Source organism: Shewanella sp. 1CM18E, from assembly GCF_023161665.1.
Lineage (GTDB): Bacteria > Pseudomonadota > Gammaproteobacteria > Enterobacterales > Shewanellaceae > Shewanella.
This window is the reverse complement of the sequence record NZ_JALNTW010000003.1, coordinates 175491-199716: the sequence shown is the minus strand read 5'-3', so window position 1 is coordinate 199716 and position 24226 is coordinate 175491. Positions and strand designations below refer to the sequence as shown.

23 protein-coding genes are annotated in these 24226 nt (G+C 43.0%); 11 read left to right on the top strand and 12 right to left on the bottom strand.

Annotation, left to right across the window (positions count from 1 at the left end; translation table 11 throughout):
* Positions 1-27: 27 nt before the first annotated feature.
* Positions 28-1083 (top strand): TMAO reductase system periplasmic protein TorT, encoded by a 1056-nt coding sequence (gene torT, locus MSG37_RS06425; protein ID WP_248469756.1) that lies wholly within the window; start codon positions 28-30, stop codon positions 1081-1083.
* Between the two features lie 21 nt (positions 1084-1104).
* Here torT and torR read toward each other — a convergent pair whose 3' ends face one another.
* The 4 genes from torR to MSG37_RS06405 all read right to left on the bottom strand — a co-directional run bounded on the left by torR (position 1105) and on the right by MSG37_RS06405 (position 4973).
* Complete coding sequence (torR, locus tag MSG37_RS06420) at positions 1105-1815, bottom strand: two-component system response regulator TorR (RefSeq protein ID WP_248469755.1); 711 nt, start codon at positions 1813-1815, stop codon at positions 1105-1107.
* A 201-nt stretch (positions 1816-2016) separates the two neighbouring features.
* The gene (locus MSG37_RS06415; protein ID WP_248469932.1) at positions 2017-2733 is read right to left on the bottom strand and encodes a TorF family putative porin; all 717 of its coding nucleotides are present in this window, start codon (positions 2731-2733) and stop codon (positions 2017-2019) included.
* A 285-nt stretch (positions 2734-3018) separates the two neighbouring features.
* Positions 3019-3843 (bottom strand): ion transporter, encoded by an 825-nt coding sequence (locus tag MSG37_RS06410; RefSeq protein WP_248469754.1) that lies wholly within the window; start codon positions 3841-3843, stop codon positions 3019-3021.
* A gap of 167 nt (positions 3844-4010) precedes the next feature.
* Positions 4011-4973, bottom strand: coding sequence for an AraC family transcriptional regulator (locus tag MSG37_RS06405; RefSeq protein WP_248469753.1), 963 nt, complete (start codon positions 4971-4973; stop codon positions 4011-4013).
* Positions 4974-5073: 100 nt separating this feature from the next.
* On the opposite strand from MSG37_RS06405, the gene MSG37_RS06400 reads away from it, so the two are divergent.
* The gene (locus MSG37_RS06400; RefSeq protein WP_248469752.1) at positions 5074-5865 is read left to right on the top strand and encodes an MBL fold metallo-hydrolase; all 792 of its coding nucleotides are present in this window, start codon (positions 5074-5076) and stop codon (positions 5863-5865) included.
* Between the two features lie 75 nt (positions 5866-5940).
* Here the strand turns inward: MSG37_RS06400 and MSG37_RS06395 are convergent, their stop codons facing one another.
* Positions 5941-6237 (bottom strand): winged helix-turn-helix domain-containing protein, encoded by a 297-nt coding sequence (locus MSG37_RS06395; RefSeq protein ID WP_248469751.1) that lies wholly within the window; start codon positions 6235-6237, stop codon positions 5941-5943.
* Between the two features lie 192 nt (positions 6238-6429).
* Here MSG37_RS06395 and MSG37_RS06390 point away from each other — a divergent pair, with 192 nt between their 5' ends.
* Genes MSG37_RS06390 through MSG37_RS06380 form a run of 3 tightly spaced genes read left to right on the top strand, consistent with a single transcriptional unit; the run spans position 6430 to position 9384 of the window.
* Positions 6430-7305 carry a PH domain-containing protein gene (locus MSG37_RS06390; protein ID WP_248469750.1) on the top strand — a complete coding sequence of 292 codons (876 nt, stop codon included), beginning with the start codon at positions 6430-6432 and terminating at the stop codon, positions 7303-7305.
* Positions 7295-8809 (top strand): PH domain-containing protein, encoded by a 1515-nt coding sequence (locus MSG37_RS06385; protein ID WP_248469749.1) that lies wholly within the window; start codon positions 7295-7297, stop codon positions 8807-8809. Before MSG37_RS06390 ends, MSG37_RS06385 begins: the two co-directional genes overlap by 11 nt.
* Before the next feature lie 2 nt (positions 8810-8811).
* On the top strand, positions 8812-9384 hold the full coding sequence (locus tag MSG37_RS06380; protein WP_248469748.1) for a DUF924 family protein: 573 nt from the start codon (positions 8812-8814) through the stop codon (positions 9382-9384).
* Positions 9385-9453: 69 nt separating this feature from the next.
* Here MSG37_RS06380 and MSG37_RS06375 read toward each other — a convergent pair whose 3' ends face one another.
* The 3 genes from MSG37_RS06375 to MSG37_RS06365 form a co-directional block, all read right to left on the bottom strand.
* Positions 9454-9897, bottom strand: a complete 444-nt coding sequence (locus MSG37_RS06375) for a universal stress protein (protein WP_248469747.1) — start codon at positions 9895-9897, stop codon at positions 9454-9456.
* A gap of 104 nt (positions 9898-10001) precedes the next feature.
* A complete protein-coding gene (locus tag MSG37_RS06370; protein WP_248469746.1) occupies positions 10002-10433 on the bottom strand; it encodes a universal stress protein in 432 nt (143 codons plus the stop codon).
* A 140-nt stretch (positions 10434-10573) separates the two neighbouring features.
* On the bottom strand, positions 10574-10954 hold the full coding sequence (locus MSG37_RS06365) for an STAS/SEC14 domain-containing protein (protein WP_248469745.1): 381 nt from the start codon (positions 10952-10954) through the stop codon (positions 10574-10576).
* Positions 10955-11145: 191 nt separating this feature from the next.
* Between MSG37_RS06365 and MSG37_RS06360 the strand changes: the two genes are divergently transcribed.
* The 3 genes from MSG37_RS06360 (at position 11146) to MSG37_RS06350 (ending at position 15010) form a co-directional block, all read left to right on the top strand.
* The gene (locus tag MSG37_RS06360; protein ID WP_248469744.1) at positions 11146-12576 is read left to right on the top strand and encodes a coniferyl aldehyde dehydrogenase; all 1431 of its coding nucleotides are present in this window, start codon (positions 11146-11148) and stop codon (positions 12574-12576) included.
* A 51-nt stretch (positions 12577-12627) separates the two neighbouring features.
* On the top strand, positions 12628-13200 hold the full coding sequence (locus tag MSG37_RS06355) for a TetR/AcrR family transcriptional regulator (RefSeq protein WP_248469743.1): 573 nt from the start codon (positions 12628-12630) through the stop codon (positions 13198-13200).
* A 652-nt stretch (positions 13201-13852) separates the two neighbouring features.
* Positions 13853-15010 carry a porin gene (locus tag MSG37_RS06350; protein WP_248469742.1) on the top strand — a complete coding sequence of 386 codons (1158 nt, stop codon included), beginning with the start codon at positions 13853-13855 and terminating at the stop codon, positions 15008-15010.
* 188 nt (positions 15011-15198) lie between these two features.
* On the opposite strand, the gene MSG37_RS06345 is transcribed toward MSG37_RS06350, so the two are convergent.
* Positions 15199-16725 carry a sigma-54 dependent transcriptional regulator gene (locus MSG37_RS06345; protein ID WP_248469741.1) on the bottom strand — a complete coding sequence of 509 codons (1527 nt, stop codon included), beginning with the start codon at positions 16723-16725 and terminating at the stop codon, positions 15199-15201.
* Positions 16726-17747: 1022 nt separating this feature from the next.
* Here MSG37_RS06345 and MSG37_RS06340 point away from each other — a divergent pair.
* The 3 genes from MSG37_RS06340 to MSG37_RS06330 all read left to right on the top strand — a co-directional run bounded on the left by MSG37_RS06340 (position 17748) and on the right by MSG37_RS06330 (position 21566).
* Positions 17748-19307, top strand: a complete 1560-nt coding sequence (locus tag MSG37_RS06340) for a flavocytochrome c (protein WP_248469740.1) — start codon at positions 17748-17750, stop codon at positions 19305-19307.
* A gap of 45 nt (positions 19308-19352) precedes the next feature.
* Positions 19353-20996, top strand: coding sequence for an aromatic amino acid ammonia-lyase (locus MSG37_RS06335; RefSeq protein WP_248469739.1), 1644 nt, complete (start codon positions 19353-19355; stop codon positions 20994-20996).
* A 189-nt stretch (positions 20997-21185) separates the two neighbouring features.
* On the top strand, positions 21186-21566 hold the full coding sequence (locus MSG37_RS06330; protein WP_248469738.1) for a cytochrome c3 family protein: 381 nt from the start codon (positions 21186-21188) through the stop codon (positions 21564-21566).
* Positions 21567-21842: 276 nt separating this feature from the next.
* Here the strand turns inward: MSG37_RS06330 and MSG37_RS06325 are convergent, their stop codons facing one another.
* From MSG37_RS06325 to MSG37_RS06315, 3 genes are all read right to left on the bottom strand, one after another.
* On the bottom strand, positions 21843-22226 hold the full coding sequence (locus MSG37_RS06325; RefSeq protein WP_248469737.1) for an MAPEG family protein: 384 nt from the start codon (positions 22224-22226) through the stop codon (positions 21843-21845).
* 142 nt (positions 22227-22368) lie between these two features.
* Positions 22369-22926 carry a DUF308 domain-containing protein gene (locus tag MSG37_RS06320; protein WP_248469736.1) on the bottom strand — a complete coding sequence of 186 codons (558 nt, stop codon included), beginning with the start codon at positions 22924-22926 and terminating at the stop codon, positions 22369-22371.
* A gap of 202 nt (positions 22927-23128) precedes the next feature.
* Positions 23129-23953 (bottom strand): cobalamin-binding protein, encoded by an 825-nt coding sequence (locus tag MSG37_RS06315; RefSeq protein WP_248469735.1) that lies wholly within the window; start codon positions 23951-23953, stop codon positions 23129-23131.
* Positions 23954-24226: the final 273 nt, after the last annotated feature.

Genomic DNA, 24226 nt, shown 5'->3' with positions numbered 1-24226 from the left:
AATTGGCGATTCATAGGGATGCTCACCATGGTCAAACTTCTACAGCAGCAAATATTTCTTGTAGGCTTAATCATATTAAGTCCGCTGGTTAACGCAGTAGAAACCAAGGCTTGGTCGTTAGAGCAACGCACCCCTTATGGAAAAACCATTCAGCAAAGCAAAGCGCTGAGCCTAAGCCCACTAAAAGAAGCTCAGCAAGCTTGGCGGATCTGCGTGTTAGTGCCGCACCTTAAAGATACTTATTGGACCGGTATAAATTACGGTTTAGTGCAGCAAGCTAAAAAGCTAGATTTACAATTATCTCTCTACGAAGCGGGCAGTTACTATGGTTTAGATAAGCAGCTAAGCCAACTAGATAACTGCATGCAGCAAGACTTTGACGCCATTATTATTGGCAGCGTAAGCCCAAACCTTTTAAAAGATTACTCTAAGCCAATCACTAAACCTATTACAGCGTTAGTGAACCGTTTAAGTCACGATAAAGTTACCACTCGGATCGGCGTAAACTGGTATCAAATGGGCGTAAAAGCTGCTGAACATGTTAAGCAAGTGAGCAATAAACCTCTGACTATCGCCTTATTAACCGGGCCAGACAAATTAGGTGGCAGCGACTCGGTTGAACAAGGACTTATCGATACGTTAAAGGGAAGCCAAGTAACAGTTAGTGCTGTGCACCATGCTGATAATAATCGCAACCTGTATCGAGATGAGCTCGAAGCGCTATTAGATAAACAAACACCAGACTATATTCTAGGTAGCGCAGTTGCTGTTGAGGCGGGAATTAGCATTGTTAGGCAATATCAACTCACAGATAAAGTTAAGCTTATCAGCAGTTATTTATCACCTGCGGTACTTCGAGGGATTTATCGCGGCAAGGTTGAGTTTAGCAATGACGATCAAGTCGTGTTACAAGGTAAACTGGCTGTTGATATCACTGTCAGGGAGCTGCAAGGCGCAAAGCCTTTTGGCGATATAGGACCTGAGATCCAAAGCCTTTATCCCAATCACATCAACCCAAATGTGCTAAAAACCAGTTTACCGCCAGCTGACTATTACCCTATTTATCGGGTAAATACTGATTAAGCTTATTCGACCGACTAAGCCTTAATCTTTAACCTTAGCGGCAAATAAATAGCCTTCGCCGTGCACAGTAACAAACAACTCGGCAGACAACTTATTACGTAGCCTTCGAATAATTACATCAATCGTACGGTCGTTAACGTCTTGATTTCGGTGACTTGTTTGCATCATTAAACGCTCACGGGATAACACTTGTTGCGGATGCAGTGAAAATGCAGTTAACAGTTCAAACTCCGCTTTGGTCAGCTTGATTTGCTCACCGTTATGGCTCAATTGGCGACTATTAAGCTCTAACACATAGTCGTTAAATGCGATGATATTATCATTCGGGTCGTCTTGCTCAGCGCTATCAGCAACGGCTTTTTTCACTAAAGACATGCGCCACAGTAAATTCTTAACTCTGACCAATAACTCTCTGAGTTCAAACGGTTTTGTTACGTAATCATCGGCACCCATTTCAAGGCCAACAATCTTGTCGATAGTTTCATCTCGGCCTGTCACCAAGATAATCCCCACATGACTTTTACTGCGCAACTCGCGCGCCAAGCTTAAGCCGTCAACGCCCGGCAGATTAATATCCAGCATCACCAAGTCAATGTGCTGACGATTAAACTCGTACCACATTTGATCGCCATCTTGAGCTTCGAGCACTTCATAGCCCTCTTTCTCAAAATAACCTTTTAACCTAGCTCTAATGACGGCTTCATCATCAACAACCAGTACCCGGTATGCCATATATCACCTCAACCCTAAACCGCTTTTATCTATAAAAGTGTCTGCATAAACGCGGCACATAATATACACAAGTTAGCACGTAAAGCGAGCAGTTGCGGTAGCAAGTAATAAATCGTCACAAAGTCAAAGAGATAAAAGGCAAAATCCAGATACAAAAAAGCCAACTTAAGTTGGCTTTAATAATTTATCTAGCAGCTAAGATTAGAAGCTTTTGCTAACACCGAAAACAACGCGGTCATCAAAGATTTCGGTTTGAGTGCCATAAACAAGATGCGATTCGTCAACTGAACTACCGTGGTAGCGTAAATCGAACGTTAGACCGACATAGTTTGCCTCAACACCTAAGTTCCAGTGTGTCCAACCTTCTGCACCTTCACCATCAAGATCTTGATAGCCGAATGAGCCTGATAGTTTTACGCCATTGTTGAAATCATAGCTCGGATGAACCGCATAGTTCACGCCTTGCCAACCATCAACGCCAAACCAATCATCTAATGTTGGAGTCACTTCTAACTGAATGTTAGCTTGGCCAAATTGCTTAGCCACGCGCACCCATAACTCAGTGTAATTTGAGTATGAAGCGCCAGGATAAAGATATGAGAAGACCATAACATCGTAAGTAAAGCCGCTGTCGCCAAATGCACCCGCTTTACCAATGTATGGCGCGGTAACGATTTCTAGATTTGGGTCAGCAAACTTAATGTTTGATGCAAATACACCTGTGTACCAGCCGTCATCATTTGCCCAGCCTAAGGTACCTTGTACCACTGGCACATCGCCGTCCATAGTTTCAGATTCACCACGGAAAACATAGTCAGTCGCAAATTTTACGTTACCGCTAATTTGGCCGCCCAATAGTTCGTTGTCATCTGCAGCCACTGCAGAGCCAACACTTGCCATTGCTAAGCTGCCTAACATAAGTGCATGTGTAAACTTCATAATCATTATCCCAATATTTTCGATCTAAGTTATTAAACTAAATATTCAACTTAAGGTATTAATTAGTCTAAGCTTACCAGCTTTAGCTTGTACTAATTTACTTTTTTACCTCAGCTTTCAACCTAGGTTTCATCTAAGCTTTTATCTAAATTGGGTAAAGCGTACTCTCAAGTTATTAACAACCTTGAGAGTAGATATGAATTAAAAAACCAACAATATGAAAAAATATGAACAAAAGGAATCCAAGTAACAGGAACAAGCCTATTAACTAGCTTTACTCATTAGTAAGCCTTTTAGCTCTTCAATTTGCTGTTTTAACTCCGCAACATCAGCAGCACTAGCAGGTTTATCTTGTTCATTTTCAGGCGCATCTTCACCACGCATTGCAGCGGTTTCTTGAGTCATTACATCTAGCACTGCGCCCACCATCATATTCAAAAATACGAACGCAGTTAAAAAGATAAAGCTTAGATAGTAGATCCAACTAAGTGGATAAACCGCCATAGTTTCATACATGATTGAAGTCCATGACTCAAAGGTAGAGATCCTAAATAGAGTCAGCATGGCAACCGACACATCGCCCCATAAAAAGTCATTCACATGGGCGAAGAACATGCTGCCAATCGCGCCATAAATATAGAAAATCACAAACATCAATAATGCGATATAGCCCATACGAGGGATGGCTTTTAACAGGGCGTTCACTAGCATTCTTAGCTCTGGAATCATCGACACTAGACGCAGCACTCTGAAGATCCGCAGCAAACGTGCCAGCAAGATAGCTGAGCCACCCGCTGGCACTAAACTACCAATCACGATAATGGTATCGAATACGTTCCAGCCGTTACTAAAGAAACGTTTCGGGCCATCGCTAGCTAAGAAGCGGATCACAATTTCAATGGCAAAAAACACCGTAATACCAATATCTAACAGCGCTAAGCTTTGCTCCATCCAGCTTGGTAAATGGTAGGTATGCGCGCCAATAGACAGGGCAGAAACCACAATAACGAAAATAATGAAGCCTTGAAAAAACTTACTATTATCAATTTTTTTTAGTTTTGACTGTAAGCCAGAAACATTCGCAAGCACGTTGTGCTCCTATATATGCAATAAATTAAGATTATGGGTGTAGCAAGGCAACTCAAGCCAAAAGTTAGCTTAACCAAGCCAAGAGTTAGCCTGTAAAAACAAAAGATCGCGCAGTTTAATAAGCAAGGCTTAATTTTGTGTTAATTAATACAGTATCTCATGCACCTTCATCCGCAAAAGGTACTGCGCCATTGCGACGGCGACACATTAAAAGCTTGCTTAAAATGCTTACGATAGACACTTTCTGAGCCAAAGCCCGCAGATGATGCCACATTAGCGATTGATAGCGTCGATGTTTCCAGTAAGGTCTGACTCAACTGTAAACGCTTATGCAGCAACCATTCACCAAATGTACTGCCATAAACCGCTTTAAAATTGCGAGTAAAGGTACGCCGACTCATAGCACAGCGCTCGGCCACATCATCAATGCTATAACTTTGATTGACCTCGGCTTCAATAAGTGACATTACCGCAGCAAAACTGGTATCACCGCTTATTTTTGCAGGTAACGGTGTCGGAATATATTGCTGCTGCCCACCCGCTCTAAAGGGCGCGGCAACCATCAACCTTGCCATTTCTGCCGCCACATCATTGCCCATAAAGCGCCGTAAAATATGCAAGCAGCAATCCAGCGCAGCAACTATGCCTGCCGAAGTAATTAACTGCGCCTCTTCAATAAATAACGGCTCACTGTCAAACAGCACTTTAGGAAAACGTTGCTGAAATAAGTCACTGTATGCCCAATGAGTGGTTGCTCTTTTGCCATCTAACAGCCCTGCTTGGGCGAGTACAAATGCCCCAAGACATAAGCCAACTATCAGCGCGCCATTGGCATGCGCCAGTTTCAATGTCTCAACCAGTAAATCAGATGCCACTGGCACATCATCTGGCCAACTCGGAAGGATCACTATGTCAGCATCGACAATCGATTCGACACTGGCTGGCTCTGCTAACAGCAGTCCTGCGCTATTGCGCATCTCAGTTTTTTCAATACTGTGCAGCACCACCTCAAAAGGTGAGGCTTTAGTAACAAACACATCGTTAAAGACTAAACTTGGCACTGACAGATGAAATGCACTGATCCCATCAAATGCCAGCAGTGCAAGCTTGTATTGTTTTGGCTGAACCATGGAGTTGACCCAATATGAGCGAAAGGTGTCCTTTAGGACAGTATGACACATTGAGTAAGCCAGAGATAATAGGCTTAAGTAAACCGCTCGGAAACGAACTATGAAAATACATCATCTACGCAGTGCCACATTTATAATTGAATCTGGCGACCACTTTATTTTGGTTGATCCTATGTTAGGCGCTAAAGGCTCTATTCCGCCTTTTAGTGTTTTACGCTTTAAAGCGCAGAAAAACCCAACGATAGATTTACCTCTCAATGCCGATGTGTTGCTTAGTAAAGTCACTCACTGTTTATTAACTCACAGTCAGAGTTTTGGTTTTAAACCACTGCAACATAGCGATCATTTAGATTTTAGTGGCGAGCAGTTTTTAATTAACAATAATGTTGCTGTCACCACTCCAGCGAAAGATAAAACTTACTTAGAAAAGTATGGTTTACGGGTTGAAAATGGCATTCAAGCTTGGGAGAGCATCGACTTTCTCGGCGGTACACTGACAGCGGTCCCAGCGCAGCATGGCCACGGCTGGATCCACAAGCTGATGGCAAATGGCTACGGCTTTATTTTATCGCTACCTAATGAGCCAAGCTTATACATTAGTGGTGATACAGTGCTTACAGCAGAGGTTAAGCGTGCATTAACTGAGTTTAAGCCCGATATTACAGTGGTCGCTGCTGGCGAAGCCCAAATGGATGTGGGTCAACCACTATTAATGTCGAGAACTGAGATAATGGAGTTTATTCGTTTATCGCCAGGCAAAGTTATTGCTAACCATATGGAGGCACTCAATCATTGCCCGACAACACGTGCTGATTTAGCCAGCGCACTCGCCGTGGAGCAACTTCAACAAAAAGTGCTGATCCCACTGGATGGCGAAACACTAACCCTATAGTGAGTCTCTGCTGACTTGCTATATTTGTAAACAATTAGGGCGCATTCATAGCGCCCTAGTTGGGTGAATAACAGCTTAAACTAACTGCAGCTCAATCTCTGCAAGATGTAACTCAACCCATTCACGGTTGATTGCTCCCCACTGGTTTATACGATAAAACCCCGCATTATTGCGCTCACCGTCTTGCACAAACTCACATTCAATTGCTAAATCGCCCAATACCGCAATGGCATCTTGTAGGGTTCGACGCGGCATATTGGTTAACTTGTGCAGTGATAATAGGTTATGTCTTTCATTATCAATTAAGTAGGCGATGTAGAGCTTGCGTAAAAAAGCTTTTTGCTGTTTCGATTCAGTAAGGTTCAGGCTCATATTTTTCGCTATTGTTATTATTAAAAAGAGTTAGCGATAAACTACGCGATTAACGACAAATAACAAGTGTATACAGAGCACATTCAACACAATATGTTGCCAAATATGTCTCGCTATAGCGGCAACCTCTGCCATGCTGATATAGTCAATTAAGCAAAACGCTTAAATTAGTGATAACTGAAACGGTGGCACATGAGTAATCATAAGGACAGTAAACTAGAGCATGACGCTCTAAATCAACTCCATTCAGAGCAACATGCAGCTAAGCTTGAGCAAGCGACTGAGCATGACGTCAGCCCAGCTCTCAATTCCAAACAGCCCAGCCCAAAACCTGAGTTAGCGACAAAACCAGAGCTAGCAACAAAGCCAGAGCCGTCAGACACAGCCACAACAGAACACAGCTGCGCAGCAGAATCTAGCAGCGCAGTAGAACCTAGCCAGACGGCAGCCAATCATCAGCGAGTTGATCTGCAGCAATGGCAAAGCTTTGAGCAAGTTCCGCTCGACCCTGTCCACGCTAACCACTACACCCAAGTGAATACCGAAAGCCTAATATTTAGCTGTTTATTATTGGTTGTCGCTTCATTAGTGCTCATCCTTCCCGGCGATTTCTATCCTGCAAAAGTGCTCGCTGTCAGCCTAAGTGCACTATTAATCATTAGTGTGGTGAGCTATGTGCGCTATCGGCATGCTAAGTCACTAGCTTACGCCGTGTGTGAACATGAACTGATTATGCAGCAAGGCTTTTGGTGGGTTAAACGCACTTCGCTTCCCTATTCAAGATTGCAACACGTTAGCCTTAGCCATGGCCCACTGGAGCGTCACTTCAACTTAGCGACTTTAAAGTGTTTTAGTGCCGGTAGCGGTAGCGCCGAAATTGAATTACCAGGAATTGAGCAGCAAACAGCTGAGCAGTTACGCCAGCACCTATTAAATCAGGCCGCAAAAGCCAATCCAACAACCGCAGCTCAAACAGACTCAACTCAAACAAGCGTAACACCAAAAAAAGACACTACATCGAGTCAGCCTGAGCAGCCAACCTTGGGAAATAGTGATAATGACGCATAAATTCTCCCAATGGTCATCGCTATCACCTTGGTCAATCATTAGCTTTACCCTACTCACTGCTAAACAGTTACTCAGCAGCGGTTACGCGCTCATTCCGGTCGTGTATACAGGATGGAAACAAGGTTTTAGTAGCCCTTGGGTGATTGTGGCCATTGTTGGCGTAATCGCAGCTATCTTTATTTTTAGCGTGCTGCAGTGGCTTAAATTTCGCTTTAGAGTAGAAACAGACAAACTCATTATTCGCCACGGCATTATCTTTAAAAAAGCCGACGAACTGCCGTTTACTAAGATCCAAAATGTACGCTTAGAACAACCACTGTATTTCCGCCCTATGGGGCTTTATCGGCTCATAGTTGAAACTGCGGGTTCTAAAAATAATGAAGCAGAACTGTCTGCACTCGATTATAAAGATGCACTCAGCCTTAAAAAGCAATTAATGGCCGAGCATGACTCACAAATTGCCCAAGCTGAGAATTCAGCTACCGGTGATATTAGTGCTATAGAGTCAAAACAAATCAGCCCCCTTAGCCGCAAGAATTTTATCGAGCTACTGCTATTTGGCCTTTATCAAAATAACGCCATTTGGCTTGCTGTCATTTTAGGGCCTATTTTTGGCCAGCTAGATTGGGAGTCAGTGGAAAACCTGCAACTAGCGCAATCATTCTTAGCTTGGTACAACAGTAATGTTGCGGTGAGCATCTTATTGCAGTTATTGTTTGCCGCATTAGCCTTAATTCTGTTTTACCTGCTGTTTTCTATTTTATCTATAGCCTCTGCTGTGCTGAAATACTTCCCCTATAAACTCAATCGCAGCGGTAATACCTTGCAGCGCACAGGCGGCATTATTGCTAAGCAAAACGATGCCTTAGCCATTAAGCGCATTCAAGTCATTAAGTTTTATCAGCCAATAGTTGGTCGTTTACTCAAGCTATGGACAGTGTACTTTAAACAAGTCAAAGGCCATGAAGTTGAAGGGCGCGGTAATACCAATATGCTGATTCCTAGCATGACGCGAGCCGATATTAGTGCACTGATGCCAAAGCTTAAAGGGATTGAAGCAACTGCCACATTATTGCCAATCCACTACCAAGGGATCCATATGGGTTGGTTTTGGCGTCGTGGTTTATTGCCTTTTCTAGTGCCAGCGATTAATACTTATGCTTTAGGCTTAAATCTTTTCACCGATATTATGTGGATTGCCGCTGCACTCTTTAGTGTGGGAATTTACCTAAAATACCGTCAATATGGCTATGTACAACAGGGCGACAACCTGTGGTTTCATTCCGGGCTACTTGGCCATAGCTGGCAACTTATTGCGTTAAGTAAGGTGCAGCATGTTGCCATTTCGCAATCACCGAATCAAAAACGCAGCGGCCTAGCAAACCTTGAAATAGGTCTTGCGAGTGGTACAGTTACACTGCCTTATATTTCAGTCATTGCCGCGCGAGACATTGCAGAGCAGTCGCTTGCGCTTATTCATAACGACCACCGAAACTGGATATAGCTATGAACACAACAACCTCAACACTAGAGCATGCTTTTACCCCAGACATGATTATTAACTTTTGGTTTGAAGAAATTGAGCCAAAACAATGGTGGATTAAAGATCCTGAGTTTGATCAGCTTATTACTGAGCGATTTGGTGCATTACTTGAACAAGCCATGCAAGGCGAGTTATACCATTGGCGCGCCAGCCCCAAAGGCCGACTAGCTGAGATTATCGTGTTAGATCAGTTTAGCCGTAATATATACCGTGATACACCCAAGTCTTTTGCCGCCGATCCTGTGGCGCTGGTTTTAGCCCAAGAAGCTGTTGCCATAAACGCAGACTCAGAGCTCAAAGCTAAGCAAGTACCGTTTTTATTTATGCCTTACATGCATAGTGAATCTCGCGCTGTACATGAAGTTGCCGTGCGGCTATTTAATCGCGAAGCGGCTCAAGCTAATTTAGATTTTGAGTTAAAGCACAAAGCCATTATCGACCAATTTGGCCGCTACCCACATCGCAACAAAATTTTGGGCCGCGAGTCGACAGCTGAAGAAATTGCTTTCTTGCAGCAACCGGGATCGAGTTTTTAATACTCACAAAAAAGCCAGCTTAGCCCATAAAGGCAGCTGGCTTTGAGTGAAATAATGACTTAATTAGCGCTATTTAACCACAAGTACTGGGCATTTTGCCTTGTTGGCAAGCCCTTCGGCAATGTTAGGGTTAAGCAGGTGCGAAATGCCCTGATGACCATGACTAGCAATCACTATCATACCAATTTCACCAACTTTGGATTCGGCCAAGATCTGATCTAATGTATCGCCTTTACGCACCACAGTTTGCACGGTTAAGCCATCATTTAGCTCTTGTAGCATTTGCGATTTGAGTTTGTCTAAATTGCCTTCAGCTGCGGCTTCTATTTGACGGTCTAATTGCTGAGCCGATTCCATCGCAATACCATAATGGTACTCACTTAATGGCTCACTCATTACATGCACAAGCCTTACACTCACGCCATATAAGTTTGCCATTTCAATGGCATAATTCATGGCATGGGATGCTGTTTCAGAAAAGTCGGTTGGGCATAAAATTTGTCGGGTACGCATAAACTCTCCTCAACCAAGCCGGTTTTAACTTGGCTGCTAAATAATAAACTGCAACTACTAACCCTATAAAATCATTTAATTAAAACGCCCTACTATAGTGCGCTTTATTTAACGACTAAAACCGGACATTCAGCACGATTTGCTACACTTTCTGCTACATTGGTATGTAAAAAATGAGCGAGCCCAGTGCGGCCGTGACTGGCGATAACAATCATTCCAGCTTCAGAGACTTCCGCTTCTTTTAAAATCTGCTCTGCAGCGCTACCGTGGCGAATAACAGACTCAACTGATAATTCACTATTAAGCTCTTTAAGTAAGGTTTTCATGTTTTCTGCCGCGCTGTCTTCCATACTCTGCGCCAACTCTGCAGGTGTAACAACCAGCATTTGATAGTTATCTACGCCAACAGGCTGCTCTATCACATGTACGATTCTTAACCCTACATGATAAAAATTTGCCATTTCAATCGCATACCTAAGCGCATGCGAGGCAGTTTCAGAAAAGTCTGTTGGGCATAAGATTTGACGAGTTCGCATAATTAATTCCTCCAAACGTTGACTTACTATTGCCATTACTAAGCAACATGGCAAACTTTTTACGGCGTATATTCGCGCTTATTTAAGCGCCTCATAACGCGGTAACCTTGTTAATTAATACTCCTGTTCAATATGTAAGGTTAGTCATTAAGCCACTCACGCGCCTGTTTTTTGCTTTCAAAAAACTTAGCATCATACGGGGTAAACCAATCAGCAATTTTCGCCATCCACTCTTGTAGCTTGCCTTCGCCTACAATGGCTATTTTTTTGAATGCTTTACCATGCTCGATACCAATTTTAAGATCGTCCCATGCAGCCCTAAGCTCCCAGCCTTCTAACTGTGAAATATTTGCCAGTACATTAATCTCTGGCTTATCCACCCCAGCAATTGCAGCCTCTAGCATGGGCACCATATATTCATAATCCTCATGAGTCAGTTTACCAATGGCGACAAATGTCATATAAAACTCATTGTCACAGCGTTCAATTCCCACCGAAATCCCGTGTGTTTCATTAGCCATTTTGAATCCTTAACTCGCATGTTTTTTGTGCGGTACGCTTTTAGTCTCTACTTCAATATTAGGGCTATTACGAGAATTAAATTTGATCTCGGTCACATCTTATATCGGTATTTGCGCTTTAATAAAAAGTTCATTATAGTAAAACTGACTAATCAGTCGGGCAATTAACCAACACCTATGGAGCTCAGTCAATGAACATGCACATCGACAATCAAACAGCGCAACCTCTTTCCCAAGTATTAGTTAAAATGCGCACGAGTTACCTCAATGAGCCCGCAGCTAAATACGATGCCAGAGTCGAACATTTAAAGAGCTTAAAGGCTGCAATTTTGGTGTACCAAGAGCAACTGGTACAGGCATTAAACCGCGACTATGGTAATCGCTCAGTCGATGACAGTATGATTTCAGATATCATGCCCTGTATTAACAACATTAATTACAGCATAAAACACCTTAAGAAGTGGATGAAACCAAGCTCGCGCCATGCAGGTTTGCTGCTGGCTCCCGCCAAAGTTAAGGTGCATTATCAACCTCTAGGTGTTGTAGGCATTATCGTGCCATGGAACTTCCCAATCATGTTGTCGGTTGGACCGTTGATAACAGCCCTTGCAGCTGGTAATCGCGCCATGATTAAACTGTCAGAATTTACGCCAGAAACCAACAAAGTCATTAAAGCCATGTTGAGCAGCATTTTTGATGACACTCATGTGGTGTGTATTGAAGGTGAAGCTGAAGTTGCCGCAGAGTTTTCATCATTGCCCTTTGATCATCTACTTTTTACCGGCTCAACAACCGTCGGTCGCCATGTTATGCGTGCTGCAGCCGATAACCTCACTCCAGTTACACTGGAGCTCGGTGGTAAATCGCCAGTCATTATTGCCGATGACATTGCTATGGATATTGCTGTTGAACGAATGATTTACGGTAAATGCCTCAACGCAGGGCAGATCTGTGTCGCTCCTGATTATGTTCTCGTGCCTCGCGCAAAGCTCAGCAGCTTTATCCAAGCCTATAAAGCCAAATTTACTAGCATGTACGGTAGCAAAGTCAGCGAAAACCCTGATTACGGCAGCGTGATTAATCAGCGCCAATTTGATCGTATTATGCAAGTGCTAGAAGATGCCAAAAGCAAAGGTGCGCAAATCACTAGCGCCAATGGTGAAGCAATTGACAGCGATAAACGAAAAGTACCAACTCAGCTGATTGAAAATACCTCAGATGAAATGTTGCTGCTACAAGATGAGATTTTTGGCCCCTTGTTGCCAGTGATCCCATACGACAGCTTAAATGAGGCGATTGAATATGTTAATCAACGCCCTCGCCCGCTCGCTCTTTACTTAATGAGCTTTGATAGCAAAGTACAACAGCAAGTGCTGACTCATACTCACTCTGGTGGTGTATGCATTAATGAAACCGTATTCCATGTGGCTGCCGATGATGCTCCTTTTGGCGGCATTGGCCCATCGGGTATGGGGCATTACCATGGTAAAGAAGGCTTTTTAACCTTAAGCCACGCTAAAACCGTACTAAGCCGTGGTAAGTACCTCAACACAGGTAAGCTTGTACACCCTCCATATGGTGGCTTTATCCAACGTGCACTGATGAAGTTCTTTTTACGTTAGTTTCAAACACAATCGAAAATCTAATTAAAATAGTCTGGATAAGATATTGACATGAGTCGTCTCGATAAAAAACAAGCGCTGTTAGACACAGCGCTGACGCTATTTGTTAGCCAAGGTTTTCATGCAACTTCTACAGCATCAATCGCCAAGCAAGCTGGAGTCGCAACCGGTACGCTATTTCATCATTTCACTTCAAAAGATGAACTAATGAAACAGCTGTTTCTGGGCATTAAACAAGAGTTTGCTGATGCGATAAAAGACCAAATCAGTCAAAAGGGCGATATAAAATCCGATGCCCAGCACCTGTGGCAAGTCGCGATAAATTGGGCGATTGAAAACCCACTAAAACAAGAGTTTTTCCAGCAATACTCTATGTCGCCGTCGATCCCAGCCGCCATTCGTCAACAAGCTATGAACGACATTTTAAGCTTTATGGGTGAGCTTATTTTGCAGGGGCAAAAAACAGGCGAACTAGCTAATTATCCACTATCATTGATGCAAGAGAGCTGTCATGGCCAGTTTTTGGCGGCAACACGATATTTTCTCGACCATCCCGAAACATGGGAAAACGATGAACATAAACAGGCTAGCTTTTCGATGTTCTGGAATGCAATGAAAGCCTAATACACTAGCCAATAGCAAAATCATGGATGAGCCTTGCTACAGTTGTTGAGCTAAGTGATTAAGCCTTATAAGCATGAACCAACAGCTGACAAATAGACGTGATATTCAAAGGAGTGAATATGTTAAGAATGAAAACTGAATGCGAGCTCTGCAAAGCTAAACTGGCACGTAAAGCCGTTGCCTATATTTGCTCATTCGAGTGCACCTATTGCAAGAGCTGCAGTGAAAAACTGCACTTCACCTGCAAAAATTGCCAAGGTGCCCTTGTTCTTAGGCCACCAAGACTGATTGAGCCATTTAAAGTCCCTGCCTCAGAACTTAAAAACACCCTGTTTAGTTAAAACCATAGCAGGTAAGACACTAAAGCCAGCACTAATGCTGGCTTTTTAATTGCTGAACCAGTCCCCCCCCTTATAAAACTCAACTCAAAAACCTCTTAACCACAACCAAGCATTAACAACGATATTTCACTTTCAACACGATATTTAAAGGCCTGCTTTAACGATATTTCGTGGTTGGTCGATCTTGCTCCAACTTATTCCTGCTAATCCCCTTATTTTTCGCCTTGGCATGCTAACTGCTCTTTAGGGAGTAATTAAAAATAAATCAAAAGCAACATAGCTTTAGTAAAAATAGAAATAGGGAAAATGATATGAATAAGAAACTGTTAGCATTGCTAATTCCATCCATACTTATGGCAGGTTCGGCCCAAGCGGTTGAAATTTACAATGACCAAACTAACAGCATCAAAATGATGGGCTGGTTGGGTTTTGCTGCCATCAATGACACTCACGACACTGCAGTAGTTGATAACTTCTCTCGTGTAGGTTTTCGCTTTGACCGCCAAGAGAAAAACGGCTGGCGCAGCTTTGCTCACACAGAGTGGGGCATCAATATGGTGACCAGTGATGACTCGTTAAATTATACTGGCGGTCAATTAGATGCAGAAAAGAGCTCTGACTTTCTGTTTAACCGCCTAGGTTATGTGGGTCTATCTAATGACAAATGGGGTAGCTTAACGTTCGGTAAGCAATGGGGCGTATACTATGATGTGGCCTACACAACCGACGTGCTAAACGTTTACACCGGTTACTCTGTTGGTGCTTATACCTTTGGTGACGGCGGCCTAACTGGTGCAGGTCGTGCCGATTCAGCCTTTATCTACCGCAACTCATTTGGCAACTTAAGCTTTGCACTGCAATACGCTGCTAAGCAAAATGGTGATGTGGCACTGTATGACAAAGATGGCATGCCTATTAACGACGGTTCACACGTAGATTTCGATACTAGCTATGGTGCTAACGTTGCTTATCACTTTAGCGACAAGTTCAAGATCCTTGCAGCTATTAACCGTGGTGACTTTAAAGGTGAACTAGCGGGTGAAAGAGTTGACGATACAAATGAGATCATCGGTATCGGTGCCCAGTACGGCTCGTTCTACCAATACGCACCAAATCGCGAAGCTGATGGTTTCTATGTTGGTTTCAATGCTCATAAGAGTAAGCAAAATGAATTAGTAGGTGGTGAGCTTTACGACTCTACAGGCGGTGAATTTTTGATTGCTTACCAATATGAAAATGGTTTTGTGCCTAGCTTCTTGTTGTCTTACCAAGACTTAGACACAGATGCATCAACTGAAATCAAAGGTGATTGGACCCGTCAATTTGCAGTAGCAGGCCTTCACTACCGCTACAGCAACGACACCATTATGTTTGTTGAAGCTAAATTCGACTTTAGCGACATGGACGATAAGAGCTATGAAGATCTGCAAGACAATAGCTACTCAGTAGGTATTCGTTACTTCTTCTAACTTAGCGCAATGACTCAAACGCGCTTTCCCCCTTTACTGCGCGTTTGAGTATTATAAAGCTCATCCCCTAAAAGCCATTGAGTCCTCATCATTCTCAATGCCCTGTAACATAAGTTCCCTGCAATAAAAAAACACTTCCTCGGAAGTGTTTTTTTATTAAGTTATCAATAGCTCCAATACAGCAGCAACTAACACAAACCCAGCTTTTTCATCTTGCTCTTTAGTGTGTTCGGATTGACATCAAGTAGCTCAGCTGCGCCGCCAGGGCCATATAATTTGCCGCCAGTAATGCGCATTGCATGGTTGATGTATTTACTGATCATAGTATCAAGTGGTACTAATTTATCGCTGGCATGACTAGGATCGACAATAATGGTTTGCCCGCTTTGAGTCGGCACTTCTTCTTTAGCTGCCGCAGTTAATAAGTCAAAGCTAAGCGGCCCCGATGGATTTTGAATGATTGCCCGCTCCAGTACATTTATCAATTCACGTACGTTACCCGGCCAAGCATAATTATTAAGCACGGATAATTGCTCTGGCATCACTCGCGGTAATTTTTCTAAATTGAATTTAGCAGCTAAGGTTTCAATGAAGTGTTGTACCAGCAGCGGAATATCACTGCGACGTTGTCGCAGTGCTGGAATATCAATAGGAAAAACCGCGAGTCGATACCAAAGATCTTCACGGAAGGTTTTTTCATGCACCATAGCTTGTAGGTTTCTATGGGTTGCAGCAATGACCCGAATATCGAGATCAACACTTTCAAATCCGCCGACTCGGGTGATAGTGCTATTTTGCAAAACACGTAATAAGCGCACCTGTGCAGACAATGGCAACTCACCAATTTCATCAAGAAAAATAGTACCGCCGTTAGCTTGTTCAAAGTAACCGGCTTTGCGATTTTCTGCACCAGTAAAGGCGCCCTTTTCATAACCAAACAGCTCAGAGTCAATCAGAGTTTCAGGGATCGCACCGCAGTTTACCTTAATAAAAGGCTTACCAGCTCGGTTCGATTTGGCATGAATCGCATTGGCAATAACCTCTTTACCGCAGCCAGTTTCACCTTGCATTAATACGCTAGTATTTAACCCCGCAATGGCATCAACCTGCACCATCACTTTTTTCAGCCCACCTTCTGAGCCCACCACACCATCGGCGGAAAACACACCGCGCTTAAGGTTATCGTTCTCTTGACTGAGTACTTGATTAGCCTTAAGTAAATTACGCCCACGCAGGTTAAAGGCTGTGATTAACGACAAAGTGTCTTTATGAGGTTCAATAAGATCGGCATGGATTGGTTTAAATTGTCCAGGTGTTTTAGAGTAAAAACCTACAACACCAAGATGCGTATTGCTGCTCACCATGCGTAATAAAATCACCGATGCGATTTCAGGGATCGCTTGCGGCGCAACAAAGTGAGTCACTTGATCGTGCTCGATATCATTAATAATGCGAATTATCGGGCGGTCATTCTGCTGTAAAACCGACTCCATTTCAGGCGAAATTTTTACCTGCTTTTCAAGTGCTACAGCTTGATGCTCATTTACATGGGACAGGAACTGGATATCACCATGCTCCGGGCGATAGATATTTAGAAAAATACCGTCTATCGGCAAATGCTGTTTGATAAATTCGTAATAACGTTGCAGAGCGACTTCGAGTGATAAACTACAGCATAAGCAATGAGTCGCCTGATAATAAAATTGTTCTTTCATTGAAATCTCGAGTTAATCACGAAGTTTCAAGATGGTAAATCATTGCATATAGTGAATCTGTGCCCCTGTTCATAAATTAATGTAAACAGTGGCTAAATTACCCGCTCAAACTATTCTGCGTCCCAATTAACAAATCCTTATTTAGCTAACATGCACTACCTAGCCGACAAATTAACGCAAATATGTGACATCGTCAGTAATATATAAAAATATGTGAATTATTTTAAATTTAACTAATATCTGTGATGCTGTAACACTCTATAAAGCTAATACAATTATCCAGTCAAAAATTCAGTTCCGTAGACATAAAACTGAATCCAAGTTCACAAAAACATGGTTTAAAACATAATAAGCAAAACAAACTGCGTAAAATAAATCGGGTTAGTTATATTTAATTCGTTCTAGCCCGCATTCATTCAATGATGCAGCGGTAATCTCAGTCTGCAAAAGGCTTAATCCGACAAAGACTTACTATGCAGGGCTAAAAACTCACATTATAACTTGCCGTTTAATTGCACATTACAAATAGGTACTTGCTAGTAAAAACATCATAAAACTAATACTCGCAAATAATAACGTTAATAAACCAAGCTTTAAAACAGCAAAGCTAATAACGCTCAGCACCATAAAAATAGAAACTAAAACATAGCTAAAACAAAGAAAACAAGATAAACATCACAAATAAAAAACTATAAAAACATATAAAACGTACAGTTAATATTCAACAACAAAAAAAAGATAACAACATAAATAAAAACTCAATCAAAAAATATTATTAGCGAATAGTTAAAGCTAGCTCTCATTGCTTTATTTTTTAACATCAATGCCATTGATATCTCAAGATAACCACGAAATATCAAGACGACTTACCATGATATTTCGTGGTTTTATGTTCCTGTTCATAAATAAATAGGAATAAAGCATCAAATCTCGAGTTGGCATAGTCGCTGCAACTTTACCTGTATCAAATTGGGCACAGATAGCTCAGATACCCAAATAAAATACAGATAGGGAACCAAGAGATGAACGACAAAGAACAAGTTAGCCTAGGCAGACGCCAGCTATTAAAAGGCGGTGCAGCAATGGCAGTTGCAGGACTAGGTAGCACTGTAGCCTTATCTGCAAATGCAGCATGCGTAACCCAAGCTGATGCAAAGTTTGATGAAATTGTTGATGTAATCGTTGTTGGTAGTGGCTTTGCGGGTATGTCAGCAGCACTACAAGCTAGAGAAAACGGCTCTAGCGTTATGATCATCGACAAAATGCCAGTATTTGGCGGCAACTCAACCATTAACGGCGGCGCCATGGCTGTTGCCGGTTCGCCACTACAAAAGAAAGAAGGTATCGAAGATTCTGTTGATGTAATGGTTGCCGATATGCTTGAGTCAGGCCGTGGCATGAACGATGTCGAAATGCTTAAACTAGTGTGTAACGGTACTTCTGAATCTTGTGATTGGTTGATTGCTCATGGCGTTGAATGGAAGCCTTTTGTACAGCACTTTGGTGGTCACTCTATCCCTCGCGTACTACAAACCGTACAAAGCTCTGGCGCAGGCATTATCCGTCCGCTGATCAAAGTTGCCAAAAAGAACGGCATCGACATGCGTAATCAAGCCAAGCTTGAAGGTTTCATTAAAGATGAAAATGGCCGCGTAATTGGTATTGATGTACGCCAAGGCTATTACTTCCCGAAAGAACGTACTGGCAAAATGGTTAAAATCGGTGCCCGTAAAGGCATCATCATGGCTACTGGTGGCTTTGGTAACGATATCGAATATCGTCAAATGCAACAGCCTGAATACACTAACCAATTAGATTCGACTAACCACGCAGGTGCGACATCTGAAGCCCTAAAGCAGATGATGTTACTGGGCGCTAACCCTATTCACTTAGATCAAATCCAATTAGGCCCTTGGGCATCTCCTGATGAAAAAGGCTTTGGCACGGCATCTCAGTTTAACACGATTGCGACTTACCCAAGCGGCATCGTAGTTGATGTGCGCACTGGCGAGCGTTTCTTTAACGAACTTGCTGACCGTAAGGCTCGCGCTGATGCCATCATGACCCGTCGTGACGCTGAAGGTAACCCTGTTTACCCAATCGGCTTCACTAACGCTGAAGGGGCAAAAGACGCGCAAACTTTAGATTGGGGCTTGAAATACAACGTTATTAAGAAAGCGGACACCCTAGAAGAACTTGCAAAAATCTACAACATGCCGGCAAAAGCGCTAATTGCTCAAGTTGAGCGCTGGAACGAATCAGTGACTAAAGGCAATGACAGTGAGTTTGGTCGCCCAATGCAAAAGGCCATGCTGCTTGATAAAGGCCCTTGGTATGGCGTGCGTATGTGGCCAAAAGTGCACTACTGCATGGGCGGCGTAAAGGTAAACACCGCATCTGAAGTACTACACCTAGTGACCAACAAACCAATTCCAGGATTATACGCAGCTGGTGAAGCCACTGGCGGCATTCACGGTGCAAGTCGCTTAGGCGCATGTGCTGTTGCCGAAGGCGTTGTAACCGGCCGTAATGCGGGTCGTCACTGTGCAGACAGCCAAGCTGTGACCCTAAAACTTGCTTAATAAGTCGCTACTAAATTTAATAATAAAATTATAGGAATGATGAAAATGAAAACCACTAAAAATGTTGCGCTAACAACTCTTGCTCTAGCACTTACCGCAGGCCAAGCAATGGCTGCTGATACTGTAGTACTAGATGGTAAAAGTTTAACTCAAGAGCAAGCGTGGCAAATCGCTGATGGCGCTAAAGTAAAAATTGCTGCGCAATCAGCAACTGCACTTGTTAAGTCTCATGAACTACTAATGGAAGCTGCGCGTTTAGGTAAGCCTGTATACGGCCTAACTGTAGGCGTGGGCTTAAACAAAGACCACAAGCTATTTGACGCCAATGGCGAACTTAGCCCTGAAGTCATGAAAGCTTCAAAGTCATTTAACTACAGCACTCTACGCGCCCACAGCGCTGGTGTTGGCGAAGCTATGCCTGTTAAGTTAACGCGTGTTGCGCTAGCTGTACGCTTAAATACTATTTTGTCTGGCCACACAGGTGTTCAACCTTATGTTGCCGAGCTTTACCAAGCTTACTTAAACAACGATATCACGCCGATCATTCCATCTAAGGGCACTGTGGGCGAAGCGGATATCTTGCTGTCATCGCACGTTGGTCTAGCCATGATCGGTGAGTGGGATGTGATCTACAAAGGCGAGCGTATGAATAGCACGCTAGCAATGAAAAAAGCCGGTATTAAAGCGCTTGATCCAGTAGGTAAAGATGCGCTGTCGATTCTGTCAAACAACTCTGTAGGTGTAGCTTATGCGATGCAAGGCTACCGCGATGCTAAGCATCTGCTAGAAGTATCGCCAACGGTATTTAGCTTAAGTCTTGAAGGCCTAAACGGTAACGTATCGCCATTCTTGCCACAGACTAACGATATCCGTCCGTTCCCATTCTTAAAAGAAGCCACCAGCGAAATTCGTAACGACTTAACCGGTAGTTACTTATGGGATGCAAACCCAGAGCGCCCACTACAAGATCCGCTAAGCTACCGCACTACAGCTTACACTTTTGCTAGCGCTTACAAAGCGCTTGCTGATCTTGACCAAGTGATTGATATTCAAATCAACCACTCAGACGATAACCCAGGTGTTATCGTAGGTGCAGGTATTGATTACGGTAATAACTCTCAAGTATCTAAGTACTTAGTTGAAGGCAAAGGCGGTGTGTTCCCAACAACTAACTTTGAGCCATTACCTGTTGCACTTGCAGTACAGCAGTTAGCCATTGCGCTGACTCACGTATCACACAACAGTGCTATGCGTACGATTCACTTGTCAGATGACCACTTTACTCGCTTACCACGTTTCTTAAGCGCGCCAGGTAACAACGGCCATGCTTTTGGTGCAATCCAAAAGACATTTGTTGATATGCAAGTACGCAACAAGGCGTTAGCTAACCCAGTATCATTCGACGGTATTGCGATTGCAGGTAACATTGAAGACACCTTCACTAACTTAAAGCTTGCTTCAGAAAGACTAATTCAAATCGTTGATAACACGAACGTTATGTACGGTCTTGAGCTAATGCACTCAACTCAAGCAATCGATTTACGTAAACTTGCTAATAAAGACTTAAAACAAGGTGAAGCAACAAAAGCCATGTACGAAGGTTTCCGTAAGCAAGTGCCATTCGTTGAAATCGACCGTCCATTCACACCAGATATTAAGGCATCAAAAGCGTTTATCGCCCAGTACTAACTTTTAGTACCAAGAGTAAGTACTAAGCACAATAAGTACCACTCGCAAGATACTTTTGCACTTGCTCAGCGTTACCAATACCGCTCCCTTTGGTAGCGCTGAGTAAGTCGCAATAGTGTCACAACGCAGCAGCGATTTAAGCAAGATGTTATACAAGTTATCGGGCGCTATGCCCAACAAGGATTAAAGATGTTAAAAGTATTATCGACTATCTGCATGTTAATGCTGATGGCTATCCCAAATGCCAATGCAATGAAGATTAAAGATTACCACCAAGAGATCATGACAGGTGATAACGGTAAAGTTGAATGTAGCGCCTGTCACGGTGATGCAAAGCGTAAAACCATTCCTGACGCTAGTGCATGTGAAAGCTGCCACGGCAGCGTTGAAGATATTGCCGAGCTAACTAAACGCCCAGCTGATGCAGGTCATGATGTAGAGCCAAACCCACACGACAGCCTACATTACGGTACTGACTTACCTTGTACTTACTGCCATATGGAGCACAAAGAAAGTAAGGTTTACTGTAACCAGTGTCATGAGTTTGAATACCCAGAAATGAAGCGTTAACTGCTAGGTTTTAGTAGCAAAAAGCCACGCTAAACAATAGCGTGGCTTTTTATTAGCTTTGATTTTGCACATTGATGGGCTAAAGCACAACCTACTAAAAAATAGGTTCTAGTCGCTCGCTTCTATGCCGCAGGCCATTTATCTTTTCTTTTCCGTAAGCGCAGCGTTCCGTAGTGACTACGTCACGTTCCCTAGGCCGTAGGCCGTTCGGCTCTTACCGTCTCAGCTTTACCCGTCTTTGCTTTTCCTACCTTATCTTAACCCTATAACCTTCTTTTAAACCGCCTGCCAAAATACGGTAAATGAAGCAAAAATGGCTACAAACCAAGATAAAGAGCGCAGCGTTCCTTTATCCATTAAATATAAAAGGTGATAAAAAACCCGAGCAATCACGTGCACCATGGCCGCGGTTTCAGCAAGCGCATTCACCTTACCAGTCGCAATAACTGCTAATACCGACAGCCCAAAAATAAGCAAAGACTCGAACGCATTTTGGTGACCTGCAACAGCGCGCGCCCCAAAGCCTGTAAGTTTAGATTGCTGCTCCCTTGGGTGATTGTTGTCATATCCCCCCAGTTTCGCCATCGCTACAGCCACCGGCCCTTTAGCCGCATAGGGCAGCAACATAGCAATAAACAAACAGATAAGTAATGTGGTCATAGTTAAGTCCTTTTCTTATTATTTTCTCTAGCCCAAGCAATTGATTGATAAAAACTAATATAGCTAACGTGCACCACTTAAACATAAAAAGGCGCGGCAGGTAAAGTCCCTGTCGCGCCCACTTTACAGCTAACGGTGACGATTATTCAGCAACAGCTTTTTTCATCTGCAAACCAATAAAAATAAAGCTAAGCCCTTCAAACAGAAACGAAACCCCAATGAAAACACCTAGAATAGACAGTGAGAATTCAGGGTTGCCCATCAAGCTAAAAAAGTAACCCGCTATCAGCGTTGAGATTAAGCCGCTCACCACAATCCAGCGCCAACCCGCTAAATTACTACGACTATTAAAACCGAAAAACATCCGTGTGACGCCATTAAACAACATAATAGTAATCATCATAATCGTAATGGTGAATAAGCCGACATAAGGCTCGGCAATAATCATGATGCCACCAATCAAGTAGAACAGTGCGCTAATCACATACCAGAAATTGGCTTTCCATTTGGGAACACTGAAGATGTGATAAAGCTGCACTATGCCAAGCACTAAGAAAATAGCGCCAATAATAGTGGTAATAGTCACGCCCACAGCAACCGGTAAGCTAATGGCAAAAATGCCACCTAGCGTAACCACGGCCCCAACCATAACAAACCATTTCCAACCTTTACTCAGCATCGCATTGACAGGATTATTCATCAGTTTTCCCCTAAGTTACCCGCTTCTAAGTATTGGTCAGCATTAGAGATATAACTAGTTTGCGCGACCTATTTTGTCGTCAACAAAATGCCTAGTGATAATTAAGGTAAATACTAAAACAAACGTTTTCAGGAAATGGACTAGCCAGTAATGATAAAGCGGCAAACCTTTGCAAGACATACCGCTGTATAGATAGGAAGGCTTAACGGGCTTTATCTAAAGCATTACATAATGCTTCAACACCGAGTAATGCTCTTGGTGCTGCGCGGTGAAGTAGATCGGCATTAAGCTGATAGATATGCTGATTTTTAACCGCTGGGATCTCTGGCCACTCGTTCCAGTTTATGCCGATAATGTTGCCCTCGTCTTGGCTTTGCAAAATCACTTGTGGATCTTTTAATACCACGGTTTCTAGGCTCACCTGCGGATAATCGCTTGCCGCATCAACAAATACGTTATCGCCATGGCAAACTGCTATTATTTGTTGGATCCAGCTGTCTTTAGCGACTGTTCGAAGTGGCGTCGACCACAGTTGATAAAATACTTTTACTTCAGGCTTTGCAAAATTGTCACTACGCAGTTGTGCCAATTTAGCTCGGTAATCATCAGCGGCTTGTTTCGCTTGAGCTTGACTGCCAGTCAGTTCACCTAACGCCTCAAGCTCATCCGCTACCGCCTCTAAAGTCTTAGGGTTACTATCAAACACCTTGAAACCTAGCTCTTTAATCCGCTGAATATCTTCAAGCTTATTACCACTTGCCCATACCACGACTAAATCAGGTTCTAACTCTAAAATACGCTCAATCTGTACGCCATGATAACCACCAATACGCGGGATATTAAGTGCGGCCTCGGGAAAGTCTGCATATTCAGTGGTTGCCACAATAGAATCTCCCGCGCCAATGGCATACAGCATCTCCACCGAGTGTGGTGACAACGCAACAATGCGCTTAGCTGGCTCAGCAGCGAGTGCGGATACCGAAATAAAGAGGCTTAACGCTACAGATAGCTTATACAAGATGTTCATAAAATCCTTTTTACTTTAAGGGAACCAAAACTAACACAGATGATGGGTATAATTTCAAACAAAACCACCGCAGTAAGATACCTTAGTTAATATTGATATCCCATAGAGTCATAATGAATTCTACTGTTTGACTGATGTAGACCTAAGATATTCAGCTTTATAAACGATTTTTCTAACAGGCATTTATCAAATCAGCATAGCCAAAACTGGCTTAACAAAATCAAGCTGTATTGTATCTGTGACAAACAATCTCAAACTCGTACTTGATTGAAA

Bases quoted from the DNA above. Each gene is read 5' to 3' on its own strand.
- torT (WP_248469756.1), top strand. From the start codon at position 28: ATGGTCAAACTTCTACAGCAGCAAATATTTCTTGTAGGCTTAATCATA.
- torR (WP_248469755.1), bottom strand. From the start codon at position 1,815: ATGGCATACCGGGTACTGGTTGTTGATGATGAAGCCGTCATTAGAGCT.
- MSG37_RS06415 (WP_248469932.1), bottom strand. From the start codon at position 2,733: ATGTTAGGCAGCTTAGCAATGGCAAGTGTTGGCTCTGCAGTGGCTGCA.
- MSG37_RS06405 (WP_248469753.1), bottom strand. From the start codon at position 4,973: ATGGTTCAGCCAAAACAATACAAGCTTGCACTGCTGGCATTTGATGGG.
- MSG37_RS06400 (WP_248469752.1), top strand. From the start codon at position 5,074: ATGAAAATACATCATCTACGCAGTGCCACATTTATAATTGAATCTGGC.
- MSG37_RS06395 (WP_248469751.1), bottom strand. From the start codon at position 6,237: ATGAGCCTGAACCTTACTGAATCGAAACAGCAAAAAGCTTTTTTACGC.
- MSG37_RS06390 (WP_248469750.1), top strand. From the start codon at position 6,430: ATGAGTAATCATAAGGACAGTAAACTAGAGCATGACGCTCTAAATCAA.
- MSG37_RS06385 (WP_248469749.1), top strand. From the start codon at position 7,295: ATGACGCATAAATTCTCCCAATGGTCATCGCTATCACCTTGGTCAATC.
- MSG37_RS06380 (WP_248469748.1), top strand. From the start codon at position 8,812: ATGAACACAACAACCTCAACACTAGAGCATGCTTTTACCCCAGACATG.
- MSG37_RS06375 (WP_248469747.1), bottom strand. From the start codon at position 9,897: ATGCGTACCCGACAAATTTTATGCCCAACCGACTTTTCTGAAACAGCA.
- MSG37_RS06370 (WP_248469746.1), bottom strand. From the start codon at position 10,433: ATGCGAACTCGTCAAATCTTATGCCCAACAGACTTTTCTGAAACTGCC.
- MSG37_RS06365 (WP_248469745.1), bottom strand. From the start codon at position 10,954: ATGGCTAATGAAACACACGGGATTTCGGTGGGAATTGAACGCTGTGAC.
- MSG37_RS06360 (WP_248469744.1), top strand. From the start codon at position 11,146: ATGAACATGCACATCGACAATCAAACAGCGCAACCTCTTTCCCAAGTA.
- MSG37_RS06355 (WP_248469743.1), top strand. From the start codon at position 12,628: ATGAGTCGTCTCGATAAAAAACAAGCGCTGTTAGACACAGCGCTGACG.
- MSG37_RS06350 (WP_248469742.1), top strand. From the start codon at position 13,853: ATGAATAAGAAACTGTTAGCATTGCTAATTCCATCCATACTTATGGCA.
- MSG37_RS06345 (WP_248469741.1), bottom strand. From the start codon at position 16,725: ATGAAAGAACAATTTTATTATCAGGCGACTCATTGCTTATGCTGTAGT.
- MSG37_RS06340 (WP_248469740.1), top strand. From the start codon at position 17,748: ATGAACGACAAAGAACAAGTTAGCCTAGGCAGACGCCAGCTATTAAAA.
- MSG37_RS06335 (WP_248469739.1), top strand. From the start codon at position 19,353: ATGAAAACCACTAAAAATGTTGCGCTAACAACTCTTGCTCTAGCACTT.
- MSG37_RS06330 (WP_248469738.1), top strand. From the start codon at position 21,186: ATGTTAAAAGTATTATCGACTATCTGCATGTTAATGCTGATGGCTATC.
- MSG37_RS06325 (WP_248469737.1), bottom strand. From the start codon at position 22,226: ATGACCACATTACTTATCTGTTTGTTTATTGCTATGTTGCTGCCCTAT.
- MSG37_RS06320 (WP_248469736.1), bottom strand. From the start codon at position 22,926: ATGAATAATCCTGTCAATGCGATGCTGAGTAAAGGTTGGAAATGGTTT.
- MSG37_RS06315 (WP_248469735.1), bottom strand. From the start codon at position 23,953: ATGAACATCTTGTATAAGCTATCTGTAGCGTTAAGCCTCTTTATTTCG.